The following is a 22,187-nucleotide window of genomic DNA, read 5'->3' on the forward strand; positions in this document are numbered from 1 at the left end:
CTGGAAACGGTCCAGCGGACCGTTTCCCGGGCGTTCGCCAGGCCCGAGGATACTTGTGCAAGGAAGATGGCAGAGGGCCCGGGGTTTCTTTCTGGCACAAATACCCTCCGGGGGTGCGGGGGTGGACCCCCCCCCTCGGGGCAGCGCAGTCAGGCGTCAAGCTCGACCCACACCGGCACGTGGTCGCTGGGCTTTTCCCGGCTGCGCTGGTCGCGGTCCACACCGGCGCCGCGCATCAGATCGGCGGCCTGCGGCGACAGCAGCGCGTGGTCGATGCGGATGCCGTTGTCGCGTTCCCAGGACTGGCGCTGATAGTCCCAGAAGGTGAAGGGGCCGCGGCTGCCATGAGGATCAGAGATGCGGAGCGCATCGGTCCAGCCCTGATGCAAGATGCGCCGGAACGCGGCCCGCGACTGCGGCAGGAACAGCGCGTCATCCACCCAGTTCTCTGGGCGGGCGGCATCGCGCGGCTCGGGGATCACGTTATAGTCGCCCAGCATCACCACCGGCGCCTCGGTCGCCAGCAGTTCGGCGGCGCGCAGGCGCATCCGCTCCATCCAGGCCAGCTTGTAGTCGTATTTCGGCCCCGGCGCCGGATTGCCATTGGGCAGATACAGCCCGGCCACGGTGACGGCGTGGCGCTGGCCCATCACCACCGCCTCGATCCAGCGGGCCTGTTCGTCGCCGTCGTCGCCGGGCAGGCCGCGGCGGATCTCCTCGACCGGCAGGCGCGACAGCACCGCGACGCCGTTCCAGCTTTTCTGGCCGTGGGTCCAGACCTTCCAGCCCAGATCCTCGACGATCTCGGTCGGGAACCCCTCGTCGACGGTCTTGATCTCTTGCAGCACGGCGACATCGGGCTGCGCCTCGGCCAGCCAGGCGGTCAGCTGATGCAGCCGCGCCTTGATGCCGTTGACGTTGAAACTGGCGATTTTCATGGCGGCGACCCTAGGGCGCGGCCAGCGCCGGGGCAAGCGGCACTGGCGCAGGCCGCGGGAACCGCCGCCCCCGCCGCGGATTGAGCCGCAGGCCCATGACGGAGCGGAAGATGTTCGAGCTGCAGACCCCGATCTCCGAGTTGATCCTGCGCGGCACGCTGCTGTTCGTGCTGTTCATGGCGCTGTTTCGCATCCTGCCGCGGCGCACCGGGGGCGAGCTGGCGCCGATGGATCTGGTGTTCCTGCTGCTGGTCACCGAATCCGCCTCGCATTCGCTGGGGGATTTCGATTCCCTGCCGGACGGGGCGGTGCAGATCGTCACGCTGATGGCGTTGAACTACCTGACCAACCGGCTCAGCTTCGCCTCGCCCGGCTTCATGCGGCTGGTCGAGCACGCGCCGATCCAGATCATCCGCGACGGGCAGGCGATCCCGCGCAACCTGCGCCGCGAGCTGCTGACCGCGGAAGAACTGCGCAGCCACCTGCGGCTGAACGGCATCGACGACATCGCGCAGGTGAAAAGCGCCTATGTCGAAAGCGACGGCCGGCTGAGCGTCATCCGCGCGGACGAGGAATCGGACCAGGGCGCCGGGGACGAGAGCAGCTCCAGAGCATAAGCCCCCCGGCTCTTTCATCTTGCCCCAAATATCGCGGGTCGGGGCAGAGCCCCGGTCCTGCACGCGCCTATTCAGACGGCGGCGCGGTCACGATCAGCCGGTCGATGCGCATCGCGTCCATGTCCGCAACCTCGATCGTCCAGCCCTGATGGGAAAAGATGTCGCCGGTGCGCGGGATCCGGTTCAGGATCGCCAGCACCATCCCGGCCACGGTGTTGAAATCGCCCTCGGGCAGCGGGAACCCGGTCTCGCCGGCGAATTCGTCGGCGCTTTCGCTGCCGGCGACCAGCCAGGACCCGTCGGGGCGGCGCACCATGTCGGGCTCATCCCCCTCGGCGTCGGCGAAATCGCCGGTGATCGCCTCCAGCAGGTCCATGGCGGTGATGATGCCCTGGAAATGCCCGTATTCGTCATAGACCAGCACCATGCGCGAGGGCGTGGCCCGCATCACCTCGATCACCGACAGCGCGTCGGCCGCGTCCAGCACGGTCGGTGCCTCGCGGATCAGGCTGCGCAGGTCGGGTTCGTCCACCCCGATCAGGTCGCGCAGCGCCACCACCCCCAGGATGTCGTCGTCCGAGCCGTCCGTCACCGGCAGCCGCGAAAACCGCGCGGCGCGGATCTTGGCCATCACCACCTCGGGCGGGTCGGAAATGTCGATCATCTCGACATCGCGGCGGGGCGTCATCATCGCCGCGGCCGAGCGGTCGGCCACCCGCATCACTCCCGCGATCATGCCGCGCTCGCCCTCCATCAGCACGCCGGCCTGGGTGGCCTCGGCGATGGTCATGCGCACCTCTTCGTCGGTGATGGCGCGGTCCGAGCTGTCGCCCACGCCGGCCAGCCGCAGCACCAGCCGGGCGGCATTGTCCAGAAGCCAGACCAGCGGCGTCCCGATCCGTCCCAGCAGCGTCATCGAGGGCGCCACCCGTGCAGCGATCCGTTCGGGGTTGGACATGGCGATCTGCTTGGGCACCAGCTCGCCGATGATCACCGACAGCGCGGTGATCGCGGCCACGACCAGGAACACCCCCAGCGTCTGCGCCAGACCGTAGGGCACCCCCGCCGCCGCCAGCGCCGCACCCGCCCGCAGGCCCAGCGTCGCCCCGGACACCGCGCCCAGCAGCACGCCGACCAGCGTGATCCCGATCTGCACCGCCGACAGGAACTTGCCCGGCTGTTCCAGCAGCGCCAGCGCCGCCTGCGCGCCACGGTCGCCCTTTTCGGCCATGCTGGCCAGCCGCGCCGGCCGGGCCGAGACCACCGCCAGTTCCGACATCGCCAGCAGCCCGTTCACGATGGTCAGGGCAACGATCAGCAGGATTTCCAGAAACATCAGCGCATCACATCGAGAACGAGGTGCCGCAGCCGCAGGACGAGCTGGCGTTCGGGTTTTCGATGGTGAAGCGGGACCCGATCAGCTCATCCGCCCAGTCGATGGTGGCGCCGGCCAGGAACGGCAGCGACACCGGGTCGACCACGACGCGCTGGCCCTGTTCCTCGAGCACCAGATCGTCGGCCGCGGGCTCGTCCATGCGGATGTCATACTGGAAACCGGAACAGCCGCCGCCCAGCACCGCGACACGCAACGCCGGTCCCGGCCCGCCTGCATTGATCTCGGCCAGGCGCGCGAATGCGCGGGGCGTGACCGTGGGGGGCAGGTTCATGGGGCGTTCCCGTTTCGTGGACATTGCCCAGACTATAGGGTCGCAGGCGCCCTGCCGCAAGGAAACCGCCGCATGACGCAAGCGCCCGCCCCCTATGCCTGCCAGCCCGCCGAAAGCCTCGGCCGGCTGCATGCCGAGGAACTGTCCACCTTTCGCAGCCCGTGGCAGCGCGACCGCGACCGCATCATCCACTCCTCCGCGTTCCGCCGGCTCAAGCACAAGACGCAGGTGTTCGTGGAGCAAGAGGGCGACGCCTATCGCGGCGATTATTTCCGCACCCGCCTGACCCACACGATCGAGGTGGCGCAGGTCGCCCGCACCATCGCCGGCGCGCTGGGGCTGAACACCGACCTGGCCGAGGCGGTGGCGCTGGCCCACGACCTGGGCCACCCGCCGTTCGGCCATACCGGCGAGGACGCGCTGGCCTTGCTGATGGCCCCCTATGGCGGCTTCGACCACAACGCGCAGGCGCTGCGGATCGTCACCAAACTGGAACGCCACTATGCCGGCTTCGACGGGCTGAACCTGACGTGGGAAACGCTGGAAGGCATCGCCAAGCACAACGGCCCGGTGGCGCCGCCCTGGCCCTGGGCGCTGGCGCAGGTGAATGCCGACTGGGACCTGCGCCTGTCCACCCACGCCAGCGCCGAGGCGCAGGTGGCGGCCGTCGCCGACGACGTGGCCTATAACCACCACGACCTGCACGACGGGCTGCGATCCGGCCTGTTCACCGCCGCCGACCTGATGGAGCTGCCGCTGATCGGCCCGGCGTTTGCGCGGGTGGACCGGCTGCACCCCGGCCTCGACCCCTCGCGCCGCGAACACGAGGCGCTGCGGCGCATTTTCGGCACCATGGTCGAGGATGTGATCGCCGTCGCCCGCGCCCGGCTTGCGGAAACCGCGCCCCGCTCGGCCGAGGACATCCGCGCATTGGACCGCCCGGTGATCCGCTTTTCCGAGCCGCTGTTCGCCGAGTTGAAGGAAATCCGGCAGTTCCTGTTCACCCGCATGTACCGCGCCCCCCCGGTGATGGAGGAACGCGCCCAAGTGACCGCAATGCTGAACGTGATCTTCCCCGCCATGCTGGACGACCCCACGCTGATGCCCGAGGACTGGCGGCTCGAGGCGCTCTCCGCCCCCGACCGAACCGCCCGCGCCCGCGTGGTGCTGGACTACGTCGCCGGCATGACCGACCGCTTCGCGATTGCCGAATGGCAGCGGCTGGGCGGCACGGGGGGTTGAGCCCTCGGCGAGAGGGTGGACCCTGTCGAATCCAGGCAGTCCTAACGGTGTTCGACCAGATTGGTCACCCCAGCTTTTCAGCCGATTTGCTCCAGAAAAATACGGCGCAAGAGCAATTTCTGGAAGATTGATTAAATAGTGATTTTGAGATAAATTCTCTCGAGTATGCAGGAAACTGAAATGATTAAGCTTATCTTCAACATGCTCAAGACATCCAGCAAGGCACCCGTCAAAGCAACTGGCCGCCCCAAAGGCCCAAAGGTGAAAACCGGACCAACAAGAGGCCAGGAACGCTCACGAAACCAAGATGGCAGATGGCGTGCCAAGCGCTCCGACGCAAACAAACCTCGCGCAAGCGAATAGCATTCCGGCGGCGTGAGGGATCGACCTGATGGAAACTGGAGCCATTCGGTAGAGAACTGCGCTCAGCAGTCGATACATACAAGTCTGAAGCGGGAAGGCAGCACTCGCCACCCCCCACGTGCGCTTGCAATCCCCCCGCACCCCCGCTCTCCTGTCCCGCATTGAACCCCCGCCACGGATCGGGCGTTCGGCACCAGCGCAACATCAGGAGGCAACCATGGCGATCACCAGGACAGGCTCGGCGAAATGGCAGGGCGGGATCAAGGACGGCAAGGGCGAGGTCTCGACCGAATCGGGCGCGCTGTCGGCGCAGCCCTACGGATTTTCCATGCGATTCGAGGGCGACAAGGGCACCAACCCCGAGGAACTGATCGGCGCCGCCCACGCCGCCTGTTTCAGCATGGCCCTGTCCGGGCAGCTCGAAAAAGCCGGGGTGCGCAACGCGAGCATCGAAAGCTCGTCCGCAGTGACCATCGAAAAGGACGGCGACGGCTTCACCATCACCAAGGCGCATCTGACCACCCGCATCTCGGGCGACGGCGACGAGGCAGCGATCCGCCAGGCCGCCGAGACCGCCAAAACCGGCTGCCCGGTCAGCAAGCTGCTGAACGCCGATGTGACGATGGATCTGACGGTGGGGTGAATTGCACGCGGCGCGGCTTGGAGGCCGCGCTGCAACATTGACCGCGTTGCGGGACAGCGCCGATATTCGCCATCGCATTGCCCAGTGCAGAGAGGCATACCTTAACTTTGAGCCCCGGCTTGGTTAAGAATGCCCGCAAAACAACAGGAACGGGCAGTCGGTCCATGAGCATTGCATCAGTCCAGGCATTCTTTGCCGAACACGCCTCCGATCTTGAAGTGCTGGAGAATAGTGCCAGCACCGCTACAGTACGCGAGGCTGCGGATGCGCTTGGCGTGACCGATGGACAGATCGCCAAGACGTTGTCGCTGCGGGTGGGTGACCGCGTCGTCCTGCTCGTCACACGCGGTGATGCGCGGCTCGACAATCGCAAATACAAGGATCAGTTCGGAACCAAGGCAAAGATGCTGCCTGCTTCGGAGGTCCTGGAGATTACGGGGCATCCGGTGGGGGGCGTCTGCCCCTTTGGTCTGGCGCGGCCGCTGGAAGTGTATTGCGACGTCTCTCTCCGAGCCTTCGAGGAGGTGTTCCCTGCAGCCGGTGCACCGAACGCCGCCGTTCGGATCGGCACCGAGCGACTTGCCGAAGTCACCCGGGCAAAATGGGTCGATGTGACGCAGTAAGCGAATGATCGGTCAAGCTCTTCGCGCGCCCTCGACCGTCGGACAGCAGACCAACACTCAGGCCCCGTCATAGGCGACATACCTCCACATATTGCGGAGACCTCACACCATCATCTCTTTCGTCGCCGTCAGCTTCAGCTCGGGATGATCCCGCGCCACGCGGTCGATGTCCCATTGCAGCCGGGTCAGATAGACCAGGTCGCCATCGTTGTCGGTGGCCATGTGCTGCTTGTTGGTCTGCGCGAAACCTTCGACCTTTTCCCTGGGCCCCGACAGCCAGCGGGCGCTGGTGAACTGCGAGGGCTCAAATCGCACGGGCAGGCCGTATTCCTGCTCGATCCGGCTGGCGAGCACGTCGAATTGCAGCGCCCCCACCACGCCGACGATGAAGCCCGAACCGATCATCGGGCGGAATACCTTGGCCGCGCCTTCCTCGGCGAATTGCATCAGCGCCTTTTCCAGATGCTTGGCCTTCATCGGATCGCCCGCGCGGACGTTCTGCAGCAATTCCGGGGCGAATGACGGGATGCCGGTGAAACGCAGCGACTCGCCCTCGGTCAGCGCGTCGCCGATGCGCAATTGCCCGTGGTTGGGAATGCCGATGATGTCGCCGGCCCAGGCTTCCTCGGCCAGTTCGCGGTCGGCGGCCAGGAACAGCACCGGGTTCGTCACCGCCATCGGCTTTTTCGAACGCACGTGCAAAAGCTTCATCCCGCGCTGGAAATGGCCCGAGGCCATCCGCACGAAAGCCACTCGGTCGCGGTGCTTGGGGTCCATGTTGGCCTGAACCTTGAAGACGAAGCCGGCGACCTTGTCCTCCTCGGGGGAAACCTGGCGCTCGGCGGCGGATTGCGGCTGCGGCTGCGGGCCGAACTCGCCGATCCCCTCCATCAGCTCGCGCACGCCGAAGCTGTTGATGGCGCTGCCGAACCAGATCGGGGTCATGTGCCCTTCCAGGAACGACTTGCGGTCGAAACGAGGCAGCAGCTCGCGCGCCATCTCGATGTCCTCGCGCAGCTTTTCCAGCTGCGCGGGGGGGATGTGCTCGGCCAGCTTGGGGTCGTCCAGCCCGCTCAGCCGCAGCGATTCCGCCACCCGGTTGCGGTCGGCGCGGTCCATCAGTTCCAGTCGGTCGTGCAGCAGGTCGTAGCAGCCGATGAAATCGCGCCCCGACCCGATCGGCCAGCTGGCCGGCGCCACGTCGATGGCCAGATTCTCCTGGATCTCGTCGATGATCTCGAAGGTATCGCGGCTGTCGCGGTCCATCTTGTTGCAGAAGGTCAGGATCGGCAGGTCGCGCATCCGACAGACCTCGAACAGCTTGCGGGTCTGGCTTTCCACGCCCTTGGCGCCGTCGATCACCATGATCGCCGCGTCCACGGCGGTCAGGGTGCGATAGGTATCCTCGGAAAAATCGCTGTGGCCGGGGGTGTCGACCAGATTGAAGCGGTATTCGCGAAAGTCGAAGGACATGGCCGAGGCGGACACCGAAATCCCCCGGTCCTGCTCCATCTTCATGAAGTCGGACCGCGTGCGCCGCGCCTCGCCCTTGGCGCGCACCTGCCCGGCCATCTGGATGGCGCCGCCGAACAGCAGGAACTTTTCGGTCAGCGTGGTCTTGCCGGCGTCGGGGTGCGCGATGATCGCGAAGGTCCGGCGGCGGGCGATTTCGGGCGGCAGGGGGGGGCGATTGTCCAGCATGGGCGGGCTTTAACGCGCCCGCCCCGTCCCCGCAATGCCGCCCGTGGCACGGCGTGGCCTCGTCTTCTGTCCGGAAATATTCCCGGGGGCGCGGGGGCTGGCCCCCGCTCCGGCAGCGCTTACGACCGCACCAGCTCTTCGTAGTCCCTGGCGATGTCGCGGGTGGTCTGGCCGACCTGGAAATGCCAGTCGCTGCCGATCTGGGCGACCGGGGTCACCTCGGCGGCCGAGCCGGTCAGGAAACATTCCTGGAAGCTCTCGACCTCTTCGGGCAGGATGTGGCGCTCGTGCACAACCAGCCCACGGTCGCGGCAGCGCTGGATCACCGTCTGCCGGGTCAGCCCGTTCAGGAACACGTCGGCCAGCGGGGTGTGGACCTCGCCGTCCTTGATGAAAAAGACGTTGGCGCCGGTCGCCTCGGCCACATAGCCGCGATAGTCCATGAACAGCGCGTCCGAGCAGCCCTTGGCCTCAGCCGCGTGCTTGGACATGGTGCAGATCATGTAAAGCCCGGCCGCCTTGGCCGCCACGGGGATGGTTTCCGGGCTGGGACGCTTCCACTTGGCGATGTCGATCTTGGCGCCCTGCCATTTGGCGTCGCCGTAATAGCTGCCCCATTCCCAGCCCGACACCGCCATCCGCACCGGGTTGTTGCGCGCGGAAACCCCCATGTCCGTCCCGGCGCCGCGGAAGGCCAGCACCCGGACATAGGCATCCTTGCCGGTGAAACCATTCGCCTCGAGGAACTCCTGCTTGGCGGCCTCGATCTGGTCGACGCTATAGGGGATCTCCATGTCCAGCAGCTCGCCGGACTTGCGCAGCCGCTCGGAATGCTCGCGCGACTTGAAGATCTTGCCGCCGTAGCAGCGTTCGCCCTCGAACACGGCGCTGGCATAATGCAGGGCGTGGGTAAGGATATGGACGCGCGCGTCACGCCACTCGATCAGCTCGCCATCCATCCAGATCCGGCCGTCGCGGTCTTCGTAGCTGCCTGCCATGATGGTTTTCGGACCCCCGTTTTTCCGATTGTTTCGCACAACCCCGGCCCACAGGCAAAAAGTTGCGCCTTGGACAGCGCTAGAGATTGTTTCTTGGAAAGTCAACATCACTGTCCTATCCTTGGCGCGACAGCAGAGGGAAAATCCATGCACCACCAGGGTTCGCCTGACGACCACGCCCCGGCCGCCACCGCGGACCCGGACGCCCATCCCGTCGCCGCCCCCAGCGACGAGCAGGTCCGGCGCGGGATCGAGGCGATGTATTTCGCCTATCGCGCCTTCACCTCGGACCCCGACCTGATCCTGGACCAGATCGGCTACGGCCGCGCCCACCACCGCACCCTGCATTTCATCAACCGGGAGCCGGGGCTGACGGTCACGGCACTGCTGGCGGTGCTGGGGGTGACCAAGCAGTCGCTGAACCGGGTGCTGCGGGCGCTGATCGAGGACGGGCTGGTCGACAGCCGCATCGGCAGCCGCGACCGGCGCGAACGCCAGCTGTGCCTGACCGACAAGGGCGCGGCGCTGGAACGCCGGCTGTCGCAGGCGCAGCGCGCCCGGGTCCGCGCCGCCTATCATGCCGCCGGGCCGCAGGCGGTCGAGGGGTTCCGGCTGGTGCTCGAGGCGATGATGGACGCCGAGATGCTGGCACGGTTCCACGCCCTGTCCGAACCCGCCCCCGACCGGCATCGCACGGCCGGGCCCGACCCCCTGCCCGCGTCGGAACGCCGCACCGAGGCCGCCGAATGAACCAGCCCTCCGACGCGGCGGCCGGGGCCGCCCCCGCCCACCCCGAGGCCCATCTGCTGATCGTGGACGACGACGAGCGCATCCGCTCGCTTCTGCGCCGGTTTCTGGTGCGCCACGGCTATTTCGTCACCGCCGCCCGCGACGCCGCACAGGCCCGCCGGCTGCTGGCGGGGCTCGAGTTCGACCTGATCGTGCTGGACGTGATGATGCCGGGCGAGGACGGGCTGGAGCTGACCCGCGCCCTGCGCCGGCAGGGCGACACCCCGATCCTGCTGCTGACCGCGCGCGGCGACACCGACGACCGCATCACCGGGCTGGAATCGGGGGCCGACGACTATCTGGCCAAGCCCTTCGAGCCGCGCGAGCTGCTGCTGCGGATCGCGGCGATCCTGCGGCGGATGCCCTCGGTTACCAGCCAGGGGCCCAAGTTCCTGTCGCTGGGCCCGCTGCGCTACGACAGCGCCAAGGGGGAATTGTGGCAGGGCGACGCCCCGGTGCGCCTGACCGGCACCGAACAGGCGCTGATGCGCCGGCTGGCCCAGACCCCGCGCGAGGCCGTGGACCGCCCCACCCTGATCGAGGAACTGGGCCGCGACCCCGACGAGGCCGGCGAGAACTCGGAACGCGCCATCGACGTGCAGATCACCCGCCTGCGCCGCAAGATCGAGCCCGACCCGCGCGAGCCGCGTTACCTGCAGACGGTGCGGGGCGCGGGATACATGCTGGTTCCCGACTGAGCGGGGGCGATCGCGTCGCCGCCGCGAGCGGAGGTTTTCCACCCCCGCAGCCACTGCCGTGGCCGTCGTCGCTGAAAACAGTCCACTGGACCATCCGGCGGGAAAACAGCCTCGGGGGATGTTTTCTGATCCGCCTTCTGTTCCGGGCGCTCGGAAGCCCGGTGGATATTTCCGGCAAGATGAAAGCGGCCGGGCGTCGGTGCCTAGTCCAGCAGCCCGGCCAGATACCTTCCATATTCGTTCTTGCCGAACATCCTGGCGCGGGCGCGCAGGTCGTCGTCGCTGATCCAGCCTTGCAGATGGGCGATCTCGTCGGGGCAGCCGGATTGCATCCCCTGGCGCTGTTCCAGCGTGCGCACGAAATTGCCCGCATCCAGCAGGCTGGCGTGGGTGCCGGTGTCGAGCCAGGCATAGCCGCGGCCCATCCTTTCCACGGTCAGCCGGCCCTCGTGCAGATAGGTTTCCAGCAGGGTGGTGATCTCCAGCTCGCCGCGGGCCGAGGGCTGCACCTGGCGCGCGCGGCGCGGCGCGTCGGCGTCGAGGAAATAGAGCCCGGTGACCGCGTAGTTCGAGGGCGGCTGCGCGGGTTTCTCGATGATCTGCACCGCCCGGTCGCGCGCGTCAAAGGCGACCACGCCGTAGCGTTCGGGGTCAGCGACGTGATAGCCGAACACCGTCGCATCCGCCCGCGCATCGGCCACCGCCAGCAGTTGCGTCAACCCGTGGCCGTAGAAGATATTGTCGCCCAGCACCATGGCCGAGGGCGCACCGGCCAGGAACTCCTCGGCCAGGACATAGGCCTGCGCCAGCCCCTCGGGGCGGGGCTGGACCAGATACTCCAGCCGCAGCCCCCATTGGCTGCCGTCGCCCAGCAGGCGCTGGAACTGGGTCTGGTCGTCCGGCGTAGTGATGATCGCGATCTCGCGGATGCCGGTCAGCATCAGCACCGACAGCGGGTAGTAGATCATCGGCTTGTCGTAGATCGGCAGCAGCTGTTTCGACACCCCCATGGTGATCGGATAAAGCCGCGTCCCCGAGCCGCCGGCCAGGATGATGCCCTTGCGCCCGGATGTGGTGGTGGTCATGCGTTCAGCTCCGTGATCACGCGGTCGAGGCCCTTGCGCCAGTCGGGACGCGCGATGCCGAAATCGCGCGCGATCGCCGTGCAGTCCAGACGCGAGTTCAGCGGCCGCCGCGCCGGCGTCGGGTATGCGCTGGTCGGGATGTCCTGAACCTCGGGCGCCAGCCCCGAGCGGGCGAAGATCTCGCGCGCGAAGCCTGCCCAGCTGACGTCGGGGGCGCCGGCGAAATGGTAGATGCCCCCAAGCGAGGGGTCGGCGCGCATCGCCTGCGCCATGGTCAGCAGCGCGGCGGCGATGTCAGCGGCCGGGGTGGGGCCGCCGATCTGGTCGGCGACGATGGTCAGCCGGTCGCGCTCGGCCCCCAGCCGCCGCATGGTGCGCACGAAATTATTGCCATGCGCGGAAAACACCCAGCTGGTGCGCAGCACCGCCCATTGCCCGCCGGCGGCGGCGATGGCGCGCTCACCCTCCAGCTTGGTCTGCCCGTAGACCCCCAGCGGGGCGGTCGGGGCGTCCTCGGCGCGCGGCGCCTCGCCCGCGCCGTCGAAGACGTAATCGGTCGAGACATGCAGGAACGGGATCCCCAGCCCGGCGCAGGCTGCGGCCATGGCGGCCGGGGCCCCGGCATTGACCAGCCGCGCGGTGCCGGCGTCGCTTTCGGCGCGGTCGACGGCGGTATAGGCGGCGGCGTTGATGACGGCGGCGGGGGCTGCGTCGCGGATCAGCGCCGCGCAGGCGTCGGGGCGGGTCAGGTCGACCTCATCGCGGCCGGCCAGCCGGGCGGTGGGGGCCAGCCGCGCCAGTTCCGTCGCCACCTGCCCGGTGCGGCCAAAGATCAGCAGCCCGTTCATGCCGCCCCCGCCGTCCTGCGGTCCAGTTCCTCGGCCATCGCGTGCACCAGCCAGCCCGAGGTCGGCTGCCCGGCGCAACCCGCCTGCAACTGCGCCAGCGCCGTGGCCAGCCTGTCCGCCGCGCCCGGAATGGCGCCGCCCTGCTGGCGCGCCAGCTCGCGCAGCGTGTCGTTGCTGGTATCCAGCGTCTGCTGCATCAGGGCCAGCAGCGCGTCGCGCGGCCCGCCCGCCTCGCCCAGCGCATTGATCGCCAGCACCACCGGCACCACCGAATCGGCGATGGATTCATGTCGGCGCGCCGGGATGGTGGCGCGGGCCGGATCGACCTCGAGCGCGCGGGCCAGCTTCGGCATCCAGTCGTCCAGCGAGGACAGCTCGATCAGGTCGCGCGCGCCATAGCCGGCGACCAGCTCGCGCCGCAGCGCCCTGAGGTCGGTCAGCTGCTGCACCCGCGGCCGGGCGGCGAAATCGGCCATGTCGATGCTCAGCGCAAAATCCATCCCCGGCTCGGGGCGGTTGATCATGCACTGCTTCCACATCGAGCGCTGCCAGCCCGACAGGTCGCGGGTCATCAGGATCAGCCGCACGTCCCAGCCCGCGGTCGCCTGCCGGAACCACTCCAGCCGCTCGCGCGGGAAATCGTGGAAATGCAGGGTCAGCCCCTCGGCCGAGATCAGCACGTCGCCGCCCGCGCCCGCCAGCACCTCGGGCAGGCGTTGGTCCGGGCCGCCCAGCAGCGCCTCGACCAGCCAGCGGTGCCGCCCGGCCATCAGCCCGCAGTCGTCCACCTCGGGCCAGACCAGCCCCTGCGCCGCCATCAGCTCGCGGTTGGTCGCGGCCCAGTCCTGCAGCGCCGAGGACCCGCAATGCGGCAGCCCCACATGCAAAAACAGCGAAGGACGCCCCGCCATCACGCCGCCCCCTTGGCGCGAGGGGACTTCTTGCTGGCGCAAATACCCATGCGACCCCGCATCTCAGCCCGTCCCCAGCCGCTTACCCACGCCCTCGCGGTCCAGCAGCGGCTGCCACCAGGAAACATTTTCCAGATACCAGGCGACGGTGCGGCGCAGCCCTTCCTCGACCGTGACCGAGGGGCGCCAGCCCAGCTCGTTGCGGATGCGGGTCGGGTCGATGGCATAGCGGCGGTCGTGGCCGGGGCGGTCGGCGACGAAGCGGATCAGCCGCTCATGCGGCGCCGCTTGCGGGCGCAGCGCGTCCAGATGCGCGCAGATCATCCGCACCAGATCAATGTTGGTGGCCTCGTTCTCGCCGCCGATATTGTAGCTGCGCCCGACCGCGCCCCGTTCCAGGCACAGCAGCAGCGCATCGGCGTGATCTTCGACATACAGCCAGTCGCGCACATTGCCGCCGTCGCCATAGACCGGGATCTCGCGCCCGTGCAGCGCATTCAGGATCACCACCGGCACCAGCTTTTCCGGGAAATGATAGGGCCCATAGTTGTTCGAGCAATTGGTCAGCACCACCGGCAGCCCGTAGGTCTCGTGCCACGCCCGCACCAGATGATCGCTGGCGGCCTTGCTGGCCGAATAGGGGCTGCGCGGGTCATAGGGCGTGGTTTCGGTGAACTGCCCGGTCGGGCCGAGGCTGCCGAACACCTCGTCGGTCGAGATATGGTGGAAGCGGAACCCCTCGGGCCGGCCCTCGCGCAGCCAGTATTCCCGCACCGCCTCCAGCAGGTTGTAGGTGCCGGTGATGTTGGTCTCGATGAAGGCGCCGGGCCCGTCGATGGAACGGTCCACATGGCTTTCCGCCGCCAGATGCATCACCGCATCGGGGCGATGGGTGGCCAGGATGCGGTCCAGCGCCGCGCGGTCGCGGATATCGGCGTGCTCGAAGGCGTAAAGCGGGCTCTCCGCCACGCTCGCCACGTTCTCCAGGTTGGCCGCATAGGTCAGCGCGTCCAGGTTCACCACCTGATGCCCGCGCGCCACCGCCAGCCGCACCACCGCCGAGCCGATGAACCCCGCGCCCCCCGTCACCAGAATCTTCATGGCGTCCCCTCGAACGGCGACTGCCAACCCGCAAACGCCGGCGCCGCCGCGTCCTTGTCGGACAGCACCGGCGCCTCGACGCCCCAGTCGATCCCCAGCGAATCCCAGCGCACCGCCCCGTCCGAGGCCGCGTCATAATGCGCGGTGCATTTATAGACGATCTCGGTGTCGTCCTCGCGGGTGACGAACCCGTGCAGGAACCCCGGCGGAATCCACAGCTGCCGCCCGTTCTCGAAGCTCAGCTCGACCCCGATCCAACGCCCGTAATGGGCCGAGCCGCGCCGCGCATCCACCGCCACGTCGTAAAGCCGCCCCCGCCCGCAGCGCACCAGCTTGCCCTGCGCATGTGGCGGCGCCTGGTAATGCAGCCCCCGCAACGTGCCCGCCCGCGCCGACAGCGAATGGTTGTCCTGCACGAACTCGGGCAGATGCACCCCCGCCTGTTCCAGCGTCCGCCGGTTCCAGCTTTCCGAAAAAAATCCACGGTGATCGCCGAACCGCACCGGCGTCAGCACCAGCACCCCCGGCAGACCGCTTTCCTCGATACGCATCTCGCACCTCTGCTCTTAACGGCGACTTGCCATTTCTCGCGCCAAAGTGAAAGCCATGCGCGCGCTGATGCAGAAAAGGACCGCCGCCATGCGAATCGTCTCTGGCCGCCTGCGCGGGCTCAAGCTGGCGGACGTGGGTGCGGGCGACCCGGAGGCGCATCTGCGCCCGACCTCGGACCGGGTGCGCGAATCCATGTTCAACCTGATCCAGAACAGCCACGGCTTCGGGTTCGAGGGCGTGCGCGTGCTCGACCTGTTCGCCGGAACCGGGGCGCTGGGGCTCGAGGCGCTGTCGCGCGGCGCCGCCCGCGTGGCCTTCGTGGACGAAGGCGCCGCCGCCCGCGCCCTGCTGCGCGAGAACATCGAAAAAGCCCGCGCCATGGGCGCCACCGACATCTGGCGCCGCGACGCGACGAAGCTGGGCCCGAACCGCGGCGCGGGCTACGACCTGATCTTCCTCGACCCCCCCTATGGCCAGCGGCTGGGCGAGGCCGCGCTGGCCTCGGCCCTTGCCGGCAACTGGCTTGCCCCCGGCGCGCTGGTGGTGTGGGAGGAAGACACCACCCCCCTGCCCCCGCCCGGCCTGACCCAGATCGACCAGCGCCGTTACGGCGACACGCTGCTCACGCTGCTGCGCGCACCCTGATCCGGGCGCCCCTCTTCTTCATCACCCAAATATCCCGGGGTCCGGGGCAGAGCCCCGGTCGAGCCGTGCCCGGGTCTCACGCCTTCGGGCGGAACGCCGCGATCTTCGCCGGGTCCGTCTCGATCCGCGCCGCGCCGATCAGGTCCAGGCAATAGGGCACCGCCGCGAATACCGCGTTCAGGCAGGTGGCGATGGCGGCGGGCTTGCCGGGCAGCAGGATCATCAGGCAGGCGTCGCGGATGCCGGCGGCCTGGCGCGACAGGATCGCGGTCGGCACGCCCTCGGCCAGGCTGGCGCGGCGCATTTCCTCGCCGAAGCCGGCCAGCTCCTTCTCGATCACATCGGCCAGCGCCTCGGGGGTCTCGTCGCGCGGCGCGGGGCCGGTGCCGCCCGAGATCAGGATCAGGTCCGCGCCTTCGCCATCGGCAAGCTTGCGCAGGGTCGCGGCCACCCCCTCGCGCCCGTCGGGGATGACATGGCGAGTGACCTGCATGTCCGAGATCACCACCTCGCGCAGCCAGGCCTCGGCGGCGGGGCCGCTGCGGTCCTCGTATTCGCCGCGGCTGGCGCGGTCGGATACGGTGACGACGGCGATGCGGGCGGTCTGGCGCTGGGTCATGACGGACTCCTGAAACGATTGCAGCCGTATCCTGCCTGCAATGGCGCCGGATGGGAACGGCCGCAGCCCCTTCGCCCGCACCCCGCGCGGCCATGCCGCAAGCCGCCCGGCGTTGCGGCGTTGCCCCGGGCGGCCGATCGTGGCATTGATGCGCCTGAACCGACAGCCGGATTTTGCCCCTATGACCGATTTCCAGGATCGCCGCACGATGATGGTGGACACGCAGGTCCGCCCCAACGACGTGACGAAATACAACGTCATCGCCGCCATGCTCGAGATCCCGCGCGAGGATTTCGTCCCCGAATCCCGCCGCGACGTCGCCTATGTCGGCGAGAATATCGAACTGGGCCACGGCCGCGTGCTGCTTGAGCCGCGCACCCTGGCCAAGATGATCGACACGCTGGACGTGCAGCCCGACGAACTGGTGCTCGATGTCGGCACCGGCCTGGGCTATTCCGCCGCGGTGCTGGGGCGGCTGGCGCAGGCCGTCGTCGCGGTCGAGGAAAACGCCGATCTCGCCGCCGCCGCCACCCGCAGCCTGGCCGCCGCCGGCGCCGACAACGTGGCGGTGGTGCAGGGGCCGCTGGCCCAGGGCCACGCCGCGCAGGCGCCCTATGACGCGATCCTGATCGGCGGCGGCATCGAGGTGTTCCCCGACGCCTTCACCGAGCAGCTGGCCGAGGGCGGCCGCATCATCGCCCTGTTCCGCGACGGCGCGCTGGGGGTGGCGCGGCTGGGGATCAAGCTCGACGGGGTGATCAACTGGCGCTTCGCCTTCAACGCGGTCGCCCCGGTGCTGCCCGGCTTCGCGCGCCGCCCGGGGTTCACCCTATGATCCGCCGTCGCCTTGCCGCAGCCGCGCTGGTTCTGGGGACGCTGCTGTCCTCGCCCGCGGCCTGGGCCGAATCGCTGGCGGACACGCTGGTCGGCGCCTATCGCCATTCTGCGCTGCTGGACCAGAACCGCGCCGTGCTGCGCGCCGCGGATGAGGATGTCGCAGCCGCCATGGCCTCGCTGCGGCCGGTGCTACAATGGATTGCAAATCATACCTTCGAGCAAACAGACGGGTCGGAAAGCCTCGCGACCTCTTTGCGGCTCGAGGCGCAGATGACGCTGTTCGACTGGGGCCGCAACCAGCTGGCCATCGACATCGCCAAGGAACAAGTTCTGGCAACCCGCGAAGCGCTGGTCGCCGTGGAACAGGACGTGCTGCTGGGCGCGGTGCAGGCATTCCTGGACGTGCGCAGCGCCGAACAGCAGGTGGCGCTGCAGGAAAATTCGGTCACCGTGCTGACCCGTGAACGCCAGGCCGCGCAGGACCGTTTCGACGTGGGCGAGATCACCTCGACCGACGTGGCGCTGGCCGAGGCGCAGCTGGCCGCCAGCCGTGCCGCCCGCGCCGCGGCGCAGGGACAGCTGGAGATCGCCCGCGAAAGCTATCGCGCCGCGGTGGGACGGGCGCCCGGGCGGCTGGACCCGCCGCCGCCGCTGCCGAAACGTCCGGCCTCGCTCGAATCGGCACAGGACACCGCGCGCGGCAGCCACCCGGCGATCCGCCAGTCCAAGCGCACCGTCGCCGCCGCCGAGCTGGGCGTCGCCGCCGCCGCAGCCGAGCGCAGCCCGGCCATTACCGCCAGCGTTGGAGTGGGCACCACGCGCAACTCGGGCGATTCGACCACCCTGGGCCGGACCACCCAGACTCCGTCGTCGCTGCGGGCGGGCATCCAGGCCAACCAGACGCTGTATTCCGGCGGCCGCCTGCCCGCGGTCCATCGCCGCGCCATGGCGCAGCGCGATTCGGCACGCTCGGCGCTGCTGAACATCTCGCGCCAGGTCGACGAATCGGTGGCGGTGGCCTGGGCCAACATCGACGTGGCCCGCGCCCAGATCGGCGCCATCGACGAACAGATCTCGGCCGCGCAACAGGCGTATGAGGGTGTGCGCGAGGAAGCGATGCTGGGCGCGCGCACCACGCTGGACGTGCTGGACGCGGAACAGAACCTGCTTCAGGCGCGGGCCGATAAAATTACTGCAGAAGCCAACCTGCAGTTAGCACATTATCAACTCTTGGCCTCTATGGGTTTGCTGACGGTAGAACACCTGAAGCTGGGGATTCCGACCTATGACCCATCGGCCTATTACAACGCGGTGCGCAACGCGCCCTATACCAGCACCCAGGGCGAGAACCTCGACCGCGTGCTGCGTGCGATCGGCAAGCAGCCGCGGAACTGATCGCCCCGTTGCCGGGGGCGTGCGATGAGCGCGCCCCTGCACATGGAAAGCCCCGAGGGGGCTGACAACGGCGACGTGCTCGCCTCGATCCGGCGGCTGATTTCCAGCGGCGATGCAGCCGCGCCGCCCCTCGCGCCGCAGGGCGCGGCCGTTGGCAGCACCTCACCCAACATGCCGTTGCGGCTGCGGCCGGATGCGTTGGTGGCAACCAGCGACATGGGCGCGCAATCCGAACCCCTTGCCAACCCTGCGCCGCCCGGCGGCCTTGCCGATCCGGCCCTGCGGTCCCCCGGCCACGCCGATTCGGCACCGCGGTCCCCCGGACGCGCCGAGCAGCCGGAGGCGCTGGTGGCAGCTGGCGATATGGGCGAGCCGCCCGAGCCCCCTGCCAACCCTGCGCCGCCCCGCAGCCTTGCCGATCCGGCTCTGCTGTCCCCCAGCCTTGCTGATTCGGCGCCGCTGTCCCGGAACCGGGCCGAGGTCGCCGAGGCGCCGCACATCTCCCCTCCACCGACGGACCCGACTGCTGCTTGCGCAGCCGCCCCGCTCCCGGCCGCCCGGCCCGAACCTCAATCCGAAGACGAAGGAACCGGCATGCACGCCCTGCACCCCGCCACCGCCCCGCATTTCCACCCCGACGCAACCGCCGAACCGGCAGTGGCCACCCCGCAGCTGCGCATCCCCGCGCCGGCCGGCACTACCCCCGACACCGCGCCCGCCGACAACCCGCTGCGCGCGCTCCTGCGCGAGGCGGTGCGCGACGAACTGGAACGCGAGATGCGCCACCGGCTGGAAACCGACCTGCGGCAACTGATCCGCACCGAGCTTTCCGCCGTCCTGACCGAGGCCCTGACCCGCCCCGCATCCGCCTGAGCAGAGAGCGGAAGCGCGGACGCTCATGGCGGAATCCCGATGTGACCACGCGGCAACAGCGCAGATCCTCAGGCGCAGCGTCCCTGCAGCGCTGCGCTAGGGAGGACGAAAGCCCGGTAAACTCTCACTATGGGTCCCAGCGGGAGTCTAAGATGTGATGCCCGCTTCCCGACCCGCGACGGAACTCACGGGCAGCATATCAGGGTGCTACCGAAGCGTTGCGGGCCTCGAAAGCAGCGCCGGACCGTAGCCGCTATGCCCGCCGCCTCAACCGGTGATGATGCCACAAGCAGTTCCGGAGCCTGCTCTGCAAAACCCCGTGCAGGCCTCGAGACTCCCAAACCGCGAAGCCCGCCCCCGACAATCTGCTGCGAGGTTTACAGATACCCCTCCGGGTCCACGCTGTCGAAGCCCTTGCGGACCTCGAAATGCAGCACGCCGCTGCTGCGGGCGGCGCCGATGCTCTGCCCGCGGGACACGCTGTCACCCTTGTTGACCGACAGCTTGTCGACGCCGGCGTAGACGGTCATCAGCCCGTCATCGTGGCGCACCACCACGATCGGCACGCCGTCGGTGTCGCGGGTCACCGCCGCGACGGTGCCGCCGCTTGCCGCCTTGACGGGTGAACCGGGGGCGGCGGCGATGTCGATGCCCTCGTTCGTGCCCTTCTTGTAGGTGCGGATGATCGAGCCGCTGGCCGGCATCGCGAACCTGCCGCTGCCCGAGGCCGCGGTGCGGGTTTGGCCCAGGTCGGGGGCGGCCGTCGCCGGCGCGGCGGTGGCCGGGCGGGTCTGTTCGTTCGGCAGCGGCTGGGTCGAGGAGGGCGGCTGCGGCGTGGCCGAGCCGACGCCGGGGGCCGCGACCACCGCGCGCCCGGCCGCGCCCGTCGCCGGGATCGCCAATCGCTGGCCGGCGCGGACGGTCATCGTCTCGGGCAGGCCATTGGCGCGGGCAAGGTCCTGCACGGTGATCCCGTAGCGCCGCGCAATCGACCACGGGGTCTCGCCCGCGACCACGGTGTGGACGGCGGCGGCCTGCTGCCCTGCGGCGGCCCCGGTTGTCTTCACCCCCTGCCCCGCGAACGGGTCGGTGACCTGCTGGGTCGCCGCGCCGCCGGCCGCGCCCCCGAAGATCCCGCCCGAGGGCCAGCGCAGCACCGGCATCTGGAAGCTGCCGAGCCCCGGGATCACCGCCTGGGTCCCGGCCGCCGCCCCCGGCTGCGCCGGGGCGGCGGTGCCGGGCATCGTCCCCGGCGCCGCGCAACCCGCCAGCGCCAGCACCAGCGCGCAGCCCAGGCCCCGGACCGCGCCCGGCACCCGCCTGCAGCCAGGCGCCGCCCCTGCCGCAAGCCCCGCGCGATCCCGCATAAGCGCCGCAACCGAATTGCTCATCTGCCCGTCCTCATCCGTCATTGCGCCGGGGGTCATGTCTGTCCCAACCCCTCGACCAGCGGCACGAACCGCACCTGCCGCATCTCGTCATAGGCGAAGCCCGTCTCGGTCCGCGTCACGCGGATCAGCGTCTGCACCGCGTCCGACTGTCCGACCGGCACCACCATGATACCGCCGACCTTCAGTTGCGACAACAGCGGCCCCGGCGGGTCTTCGGCCGCCGCGGTCACCATGATGCGATCAAAGGGCGCCTGTTCCGGCAGCCCGAAGGAGCCGTCGGCCACCCGCGCGGTGATGTTGGTCAGCCCCTGGGCGCGGAAAACCGCCTCGGCCTCGGTCACCAGCCGGCGGTGGCGGTCCACGGTCAGCACGCGGCGGCACAGCACCGACAGCACCGCCGCCTGATAGCCGGATCCCGTGCCGATCTCGAGCACCGTGTCCCGCGGCCCCGGGCTCAGCGCCTGCGTCATCAGCCCCACGACCGAGGGCTGGCTGATCGTCTGTCCGCAGGCGATGGGCAGGGGGGTGTCCTCGTAGGCGCGGTCCTCGAAATGGCCGCGGACAAAGGCGCCGCGGTCGATCCGCTCCATCGCGGCCAGCACCCGCGGGTCGGTCACCCCGCGCGAGCGCAGCGCGAACAGGAACCGCATCTGCCGCTCGGCCTGGTCCGCGGCGTCGTCGTCGAATGCCCCGCCGTGATCGTCGTCTGGACCGGGGACCATGGCTCAGACCTCGCCCAGCACCGCGGCCAGCCGGCCGGTGGTAGCCATGCAGGTCAGGTCCGGCCGCATCGGGGTCACCGCGACATGGTTGGCCAGCAGCGCCTCGACATCGCTGCCGGGGGTGGCGGCGGCGGTCTGCCCGCCGCCCGCGATCCACAGGAAGCGGCGGCCGTTCGGCGCCACCTGCGCCTGCACCCCGAAGCGCACATCCACCCGCCGTCCCTGCGGCGCGGCGCGGATGCCCTGCACCTCGGAGGCCGCGCAGGGCGGGAAATTCACGTTGTAGAATAGCGGGTATTCGTCGGATTCGCCCCAGTCGGCGTGGTCGAGCAGCGCCCGGATCACCCGCGCCCCGTGGCGGCGGGCGCATTCGAACGGGTCGTCCAGCCGCGCGGTGCCCGGCCCCAGATACTGCGACAGCGCGACGGCGCGCACGCCCTGCAGAGCGCCCTCCATCGCGCCGCCGACGGTGCCGGAATACATCGCATTCTCGCCGGCGTTGTTGCCGCGGTTCACCCCCGACAGCACCAGGTCCGGGCGCCGGTCCAGCATGATGTCGCCCAGCCCCGCCAGCACGCAGTCGGCGGGGCTGCCCTCGGCCGCCCAGCGGCGCGGGCCCAGCTGGGCGATCAGCGTCGGGTGGGCATAGCTGATGCAATGGCCGACGCCCGACTGCTCGAACGCCGGTGCGACGGTCCAGACCTCGCCCGAGGGGCCCGCGACCTCGGCCGCGATCTCGGCCAGCGCGTCCAGCCCCGGCGCGTTGATGCCGTCGTCGTTGGTGATCAGTATCCGCATCCTGTCTTCCTGCCTGCGGCGCGGCCCCTGCGCGATGCCCCCGCCCTGCCCGATCCGACCGTTCCCTTTGCCTGTCCTGATTTGCCCTGCCAGCGCCCCGCGTGCAAGACGCAGAGAAAAGCGCCGAATCG

General features: G+C 69.2%; 24 protein-coding genes. 10 read left to right on the top strand and 14 right to left on the bottom strand.

Annotated elements, in window-relative coordinates; genetic code table 11:
- Positions 1 to 149: 149 nt before the first annotated feature.
- Positions 150 to 938: an exodeoxyribonuclease III gene (gene xth, locus RSP45_RS08705; protein WP_415391610.1), complete on the bottom strand. Its 789-nt coding sequence runs from the start codon at positions 936 to 938 to the stop codon at positions 150 to 152.
- A gap of 110 nt (positions 939 to 1,048) precedes the next feature.
- Here xth and RSP45_RS08710 point away from each other — a divergent pair, with 110 nt between their 5' ends.
- On the top strand, positions 1,049 to 1,555 hold the full coding sequence (locus RSP45_RS08710; protein ID WP_415391611.1) for a DUF421 domain-containing protein: 507 nt from the start codon (positions 1,049 to 1,051) through the stop codon (positions 1,553 to 1,555).
- Between the two features lie 67 nt (positions 1,556 to 1,622).
- Here RSP45_RS08710 and RSP45_RS08715 read toward each other — a convergent pair whose 3' ends face one another.
- Together RSP45_RS08715 and RSP45_RS08720 are read right to left on the bottom strand one after the other, a co-directional pair.
- A complete protein-coding gene (locus RSP45_RS08715) occupies positions 1,623 to 2,891 on the bottom strand; it encodes a hemolysin family protein (RefSeq protein WP_415391612.1) in 1,269 nt (422 codons plus the stop codon).
- A gap of 7 nt (positions 2,892 to 2,898) precedes the next feature.
- Positions 2,899 to 3,222 carry a HesB/IscA family protein gene (locus tag RSP45_RS08720; RefSeq protein ID WP_415394027.1) on the bottom strand — a complete coding sequence of 108 codons (324 nt, stop codon included), beginning with the start codon at positions 3,220 to 3,222 and terminating at the stop codon, positions 2,899 to 2,901.
- Positions 3,223 to 3,294: 72 nt separating this feature from the next.
- Here RSP45_RS08720 and RSP45_RS08725 point away from each other — a divergent pair, with 72 nt between their 5' ends.
- The 3 genes from RSP45_RS08725 (at position 3,295) to RSP45_RS08735 (ending at position 6,093) form a co-directional block, all read left to right on the top strand.
- Positions 3,295 to 4,464: a deoxyguanosinetriphosphate triphosphohydrolase gene (locus tag RSP45_RS08725; protein ID WP_415391613.1), complete on the top strand. Its 1,170-nt coding sequence runs from the start codon at positions 3,295 to 3,297 to the stop codon at positions 4,462 to 4,464.
- Between the two features lie 580 nt (positions 4,465 to 5,044).
- Positions 5,045 to 5,470: an OsmC family protein gene (locus tag RSP45_RS08730; RefSeq protein WP_415391614.1), complete on the top strand. Its 426-nt coding sequence runs from the start codon at positions 5,045 to 5,047 to the stop codon at positions 5,468 to 5,470.
- Positions 5,471 to 5,634: 164 nt separating this feature from the next.
- On the top strand, positions 5,635 to 6,093 hold the full coding sequence (locus RSP45_RS08735; RefSeq protein ID WP_415391615.1) for a YbaK/EbsC family protein: 459 nt from the start codon (positions 5,635 to 5,637) through the stop codon (positions 6,091 to 6,093).
- Between the two features lie 102 nt (positions 6,094 to 6,195).
- On the opposite strand, the gene RSP45_RS08740 is transcribed toward RSP45_RS08735, so the two are convergent.
- Entirely contained in the window at positions 6,196 to 7,794 is a 1,599-nt protein-coding gene (locus RSP45_RS08740) for a peptide chain release factor 3 (RefSeq protein WP_415391616.1), read from the bottom strand.
- 119 nt (positions 7,795 to 7,913) lie between these two features.
- Entirely contained in the window at positions 7,914 to 8,792 is an 879-nt protein-coding gene (locus RSP45_RS08745) for a branched-chain amino acid aminotransferase (RefSeq protein WP_415391617.1), read from the bottom strand.
- 147 nt (positions 8,793 to 8,939) lie between these two features.
- Between RSP45_RS08745 and RSP45_RS08750 the strand changes: the two genes are divergently transcribed.
- Positions 8,940 to 9,542, top strand: coding sequence for a MarR family winged helix-turn-helix transcriptional regulator (locus RSP45_RS08750; RefSeq protein ID WP_415391618.1), 603 nt, complete (start codon positions 8,940 to 8,942; stop codon positions 9,540 to 9,542).
- On the top strand, positions 9,539 to 10,279 hold the full coding sequence (locus RSP45_RS08755; protein ID WP_415391619.1) for a response regulator: 741 nt from the start codon (positions 9,539 to 9,541) through the stop codon (positions 10,277 to 10,279). Before RSP45_RS08750 ends, RSP45_RS08755 begins: the two co-directional genes overlap by 4 nt.
- 203 nt (positions 10,280 to 10,482) lie before the next feature.
- On the opposite strand, the gene rfbA is transcribed toward RSP45_RS08755, so the two are convergent.
- The 5 genes from rfbA to rfbC form a co-directional block, all read right to left on the bottom strand.
- The gene (gene rfbA / locus RSP45_RS08760) at positions 10,483 to 11,364 is read right to left on the bottom strand and encodes a glucose-1-phosphate thymidylyltransferase RfbA (RefSeq protein ID WP_415391620.1); all 882 of its coding nucleotides are present in this window, start codon (positions 11,362 to 11,364) and stop codon (positions 10,483 to 10,485) included.
- Entirely contained in the window at positions 11,361 to 12,212 is an 852-nt protein-coding gene (gene rfbD / locus RSP45_RS08765; RefSeq protein ID WP_415391621.1) for a dTDP-4-dehydrorhamnose reductase, read from the bottom strand. The genes rfbA and rfbD overlap by 4 nt, the downstream gene beginning before the upstream one ends.
- Entirely contained in the window at positions 12,209 to 13,123 is a 915-nt protein-coding gene (locus RSP45_RS08770; RefSeq protein WP_415391622.1) for a hypothetical protein, read from the bottom strand. The genes rfbD and RSP45_RS08770 overlap by 4 nt, the downstream gene beginning before the upstream one ends.
- Positions 13,124 to 13,186: 63 nt before the next feature.
- Positions 13,187 to 14,224 carry a dTDP-glucose 4,6-dehydratase gene (rfbB, locus tag RSP45_RS08775; RefSeq protein WP_415391623.1) on the bottom strand — a complete coding sequence of 346 codons (1,038 nt, stop codon included), beginning with the start codon at positions 14,222 to 14,224 and terminating at the stop codon, positions 13,187 to 13,189.
- A complete protein-coding gene (gene rfbC, locus RSP45_RS08780; RefSeq protein ID WP_415391624.1) occupies positions 14,221 to 14,775 on the bottom strand; it encodes a dTDP-4-dehydrorhamnose 3,5-epimerase in 555 nt (184 codons plus the stop codon). Before rfbC ends, rfbB begins: the two co-directional genes overlap by 4 nt.
- Before the next feature lie 88 nt (positions 14,776 to 14,863).
- On the opposite strand from rfbC, the gene rsmD reads away from it, so the two are divergent.
- Positions 14,864 to 15,421 (top strand): 16S rRNA (guanine(966)-N(2))-methyltransferase RsmD, encoded by a 558-nt coding sequence (gene rsmD, locus RSP45_RS08785; RefSeq protein WP_415394028.1) that lies wholly within the window; start codon positions 14,864 to 14,866, stop codon positions 15,419 to 15,421.
- Between the two features lie 76 nt (positions 15,422 to 15,497).
- Here rsmD and mog read toward each other — a convergent pair whose 3' ends face one another.
- Positions 15,498 to 16,040 carry a molybdopterin adenylyltransferase gene (mog, locus tag RSP45_RS08790; protein ID WP_415391625.1) on the bottom strand — a complete coding sequence of 181 codons (543 nt, stop codon included), beginning with the start codon at positions 16,038 to 16,040 and terminating at the stop codon, positions 15,498 to 15,500.
- A gap of 181 nt (positions 16,041 to 16,221) precedes the next feature.
- Here mog and RSP45_RS08795 point away from each other — a divergent pair, with 181 nt between their 5' ends.
- The 3 genes from RSP45_RS08795 to RSP45_RS08805 are packed head-to-tail and all read left to right on the top strand — an operon-like array spanning position 16,222 to position 19,145.
- The gene (locus tag RSP45_RS08795) at positions 16,222 to 16,875 is read left to right on the top strand and encodes a protein-L-isoaspartate O-methyltransferase family protein (RefSeq protein WP_415391626.1); all 654 of its coding nucleotides are present in this window, start codon (positions 16,222 to 16,224) and stop codon (positions 16,873 to 16,875) included.
- On the top strand, positions 16,872 to 18,272 hold the full coding sequence (locus RSP45_RS08800; protein WP_415391627.1) for a TolC family outer membrane protein: 1,401 nt from the start codon (positions 16,872 to 16,874) through the stop codon (positions 18,270 to 18,272). Before RSP45_RS08795 ends, RSP45_RS08800 begins: the two co-directional genes overlap by 4 nt.
- Positions 18,273 to 18,296: 24 nt before the next feature.
- Positions 18,297 to 19,145, top strand: coding sequence for a hypothetical protein (locus RSP45_RS08805; RefSeq protein ID WP_415391628.1), 849 nt, complete (start codon positions 18,297 to 18,299; stop codon positions 19,143 to 19,145).
- A 377-nt stretch (positions 19,146 to 19,522) separates the two neighbouring features.
- On the opposite strand, the gene RSP45_RS08810 is transcribed toward RSP45_RS08805, so the two are convergent.
- The 3 genes from RSP45_RS08810 to surE are packed head-to-tail and all read right to left on the bottom strand — an operon-like array spanning position 19,523 to position 22,056.
- Positions 19,523 to 20,536, bottom strand: coding sequence for a peptidoglycan DD-metalloendopeptidase family protein (locus RSP45_RS08810; RefSeq protein ID WP_415391629.1), 1,014 nt, complete (start codon positions 20,534 to 20,536; stop codon positions 19,523 to 19,525).
- A gap of 32 nt (positions 20,537 to 20,568) precedes the next feature.
- On the bottom strand, positions 20,569 to 21,258 hold the full coding sequence (locus RSP45_RS08815; RefSeq protein ID WP_415391630.1) for a protein-L-isoaspartate(D-aspartate) O-methyltransferase: 690 nt from the start codon (positions 21,256 to 21,258) through the stop codon (positions 20,569 to 20,571).
- A 3-nt stretch (positions 21,259 to 21,261) separates the two neighbouring features.
- Entirely contained in the window at positions 21,262 to 22,056 is a 795-nt protein-coding gene (gene surE / locus RSP45_RS08820) for a 5'/3'-nucleotidase SurE (protein ID WP_415391631.1), read from the bottom strand.
- Between the last annotated feature and the right edge of the window lie 131 nt (positions 22,057 to 22,187).

Source organism: Paracoccus sp. SJTW-4 (assembly GCF_047716885.1).
Classification (GTDB): domain Bacteria; phylum Pseudomonadota; class Alphaproteobacteria; order Rhodobacterales; family Rhodobacteraceae; genus Paracoccus; species Paracoccus solventivorans.

Coding starts and splice junctions, on each gene's coding strand:
- xth (WP_415391610.1), bottom strand. CDS start 938: ATGAAAATCGCCAGTTTCAACGTCAACGGCATCAAGGCGCGGCTGCAT.
- RSP45_RS08710 (WP_415391611.1), top strand. CDS start 1,049: ATGTTCGAGCTGCAGACCCCGATCTCCGAGTTGATCCTGCGCGGCACG.
- RSP45_RS08715 (WP_415391612.1), bottom strand. CDS start 2,891: ATGTTTCTGGAAATCCTGCTGATCGTTGCCCTGACCATCGTGAACGGG.
- RSP45_RS08720 (WP_415394027.1), bottom strand. CDS start 3,222: ATGAACCTGCCCCCCACGGTCACGCCCCGCGCATTCGCGCGCCTGGCC.
- RSP45_RS08725 (WP_415391613.1), top strand. CDS start 3,295: ATGACGCAAGCGCCCGCCCCCTATGCCTGCCAGCCCGCCGAAAGCCTC.
- RSP45_RS08730 (WP_415391614.1), top strand. CDS start 5,045: ATGGCGATCACCAGGACAGGCTCGGCGAAATGGCAGGGCGGGATCAAG.
- RSP45_RS08735 (WP_415391615.1), top strand. CDS start 5,635: ATGAGCATTGCATCAGTCCAGGCATTCTTTGCCGAACACGCCTCCGAT.
- RSP45_RS08740 (WP_415391616.1), bottom strand. CDS start 7,794: ATGCTGGACAATCGCCCCCCCCTGCCGCCCGAAATCGCCCGCCGCCGG.
- RSP45_RS08745 (WP_415391617.1), bottom strand. CDS start 8,792: ATGGCAGGCAGCTACGAAGACCGCGACGGCCGGATCTGGATGGATGGC.
- RSP45_RS08750 (WP_415391618.1), top strand. CDS start 8,940: ATGCACCACCAGGGTTCGCCTGACGACCACGCCCCGGCCGCCACCGCG.
- RSP45_RS08755 (WP_415391619.1), top strand. CDS start 9,539: ATGAACCAGCCCTCCGACGCGGCGGCCGGGGCCGCCCCCGCCCACCCC.
- rfbA (WP_415391620.1), bottom strand. CDS start 11,364: ATGACCACCACCACATCCGGGCGCAAGGGCATCATCCTGGCCGGCGGC.
- rfbD (WP_415391621.1), bottom strand. CDS start 12,212: ATGAACGGGCTGCTGATCTTTGGCCGCACCGGGCAGGTGGCGACGGAA.
- RSP45_RS08770 (WP_415391622.1), bottom strand. CDS start 13,123: ATGGCGGGGCGTCCTTCGCTGTTTTTGCATGTGGGGCTGCCGCATTGC.
- rfbB (WP_415391623.1), bottom strand. CDS start 14,224: ATGAAGATTCTGGTGACGGGGGGCGCGGGGTTCATCGGCTCGGCGGTG.
- rfbC (WP_415391624.1), bottom strand. CDS start 14,775: ATGCGTATCGAGGAAAGCGGTCTGCCGGGGGTGCTGGTGCTGACGCCG.
- rsmD (WP_415394028.1), top strand. CDS start 14,864: ATGCGAATCGTCTCTGGCCGCCTGCGCGGGCTCAAGCTGGCGGACGTG.
- mog (WP_415391625.1), bottom strand. CDS start 16,040: ATGACCCAGCGCCAGACCGCCCGCATCGCCGTCGTCACCGTATCCGAC.
- RSP45_RS08795 (WP_415391626.1), top strand. CDS start 16,222: ATGACCGATTTCCAGGATCGCCGCACGATGATGGTGGACACGCAGGTC.
- RSP45_RS08800 (WP_415391627.1), top strand. CDS start 16,872: ATGATCCGCCGTCGCCTTGCCGCAGCCGCGCTGGTTCTGGGGACGCTG.
- RSP45_RS08805 (WP_415391628.1), top strand. CDS start 18,297: ATGAGCGCGCCCCTGCACATGGAAAGCCCCGAGGGGGCTGACAACGGC.
- RSP45_RS08810 (WP_415391629.1), bottom strand. CDS start 20,536: ATGAGCAATTCGGTTGCGGCGCTTATGCGGGATCGCGCGGGGCTTGCG.
- RSP45_RS08815 (WP_415391630.1), bottom strand. CDS start 21,258: ATGGTCCCCGGTCCAGACGACGATCACGGCGGGGCATTCGACGACGAC.
- surE (WP_415391631.1), bottom strand. CDS start 22,056: ATGCGGATACTGATCACCAACGACGACGGCATCAACGCGCCGGGGCTG.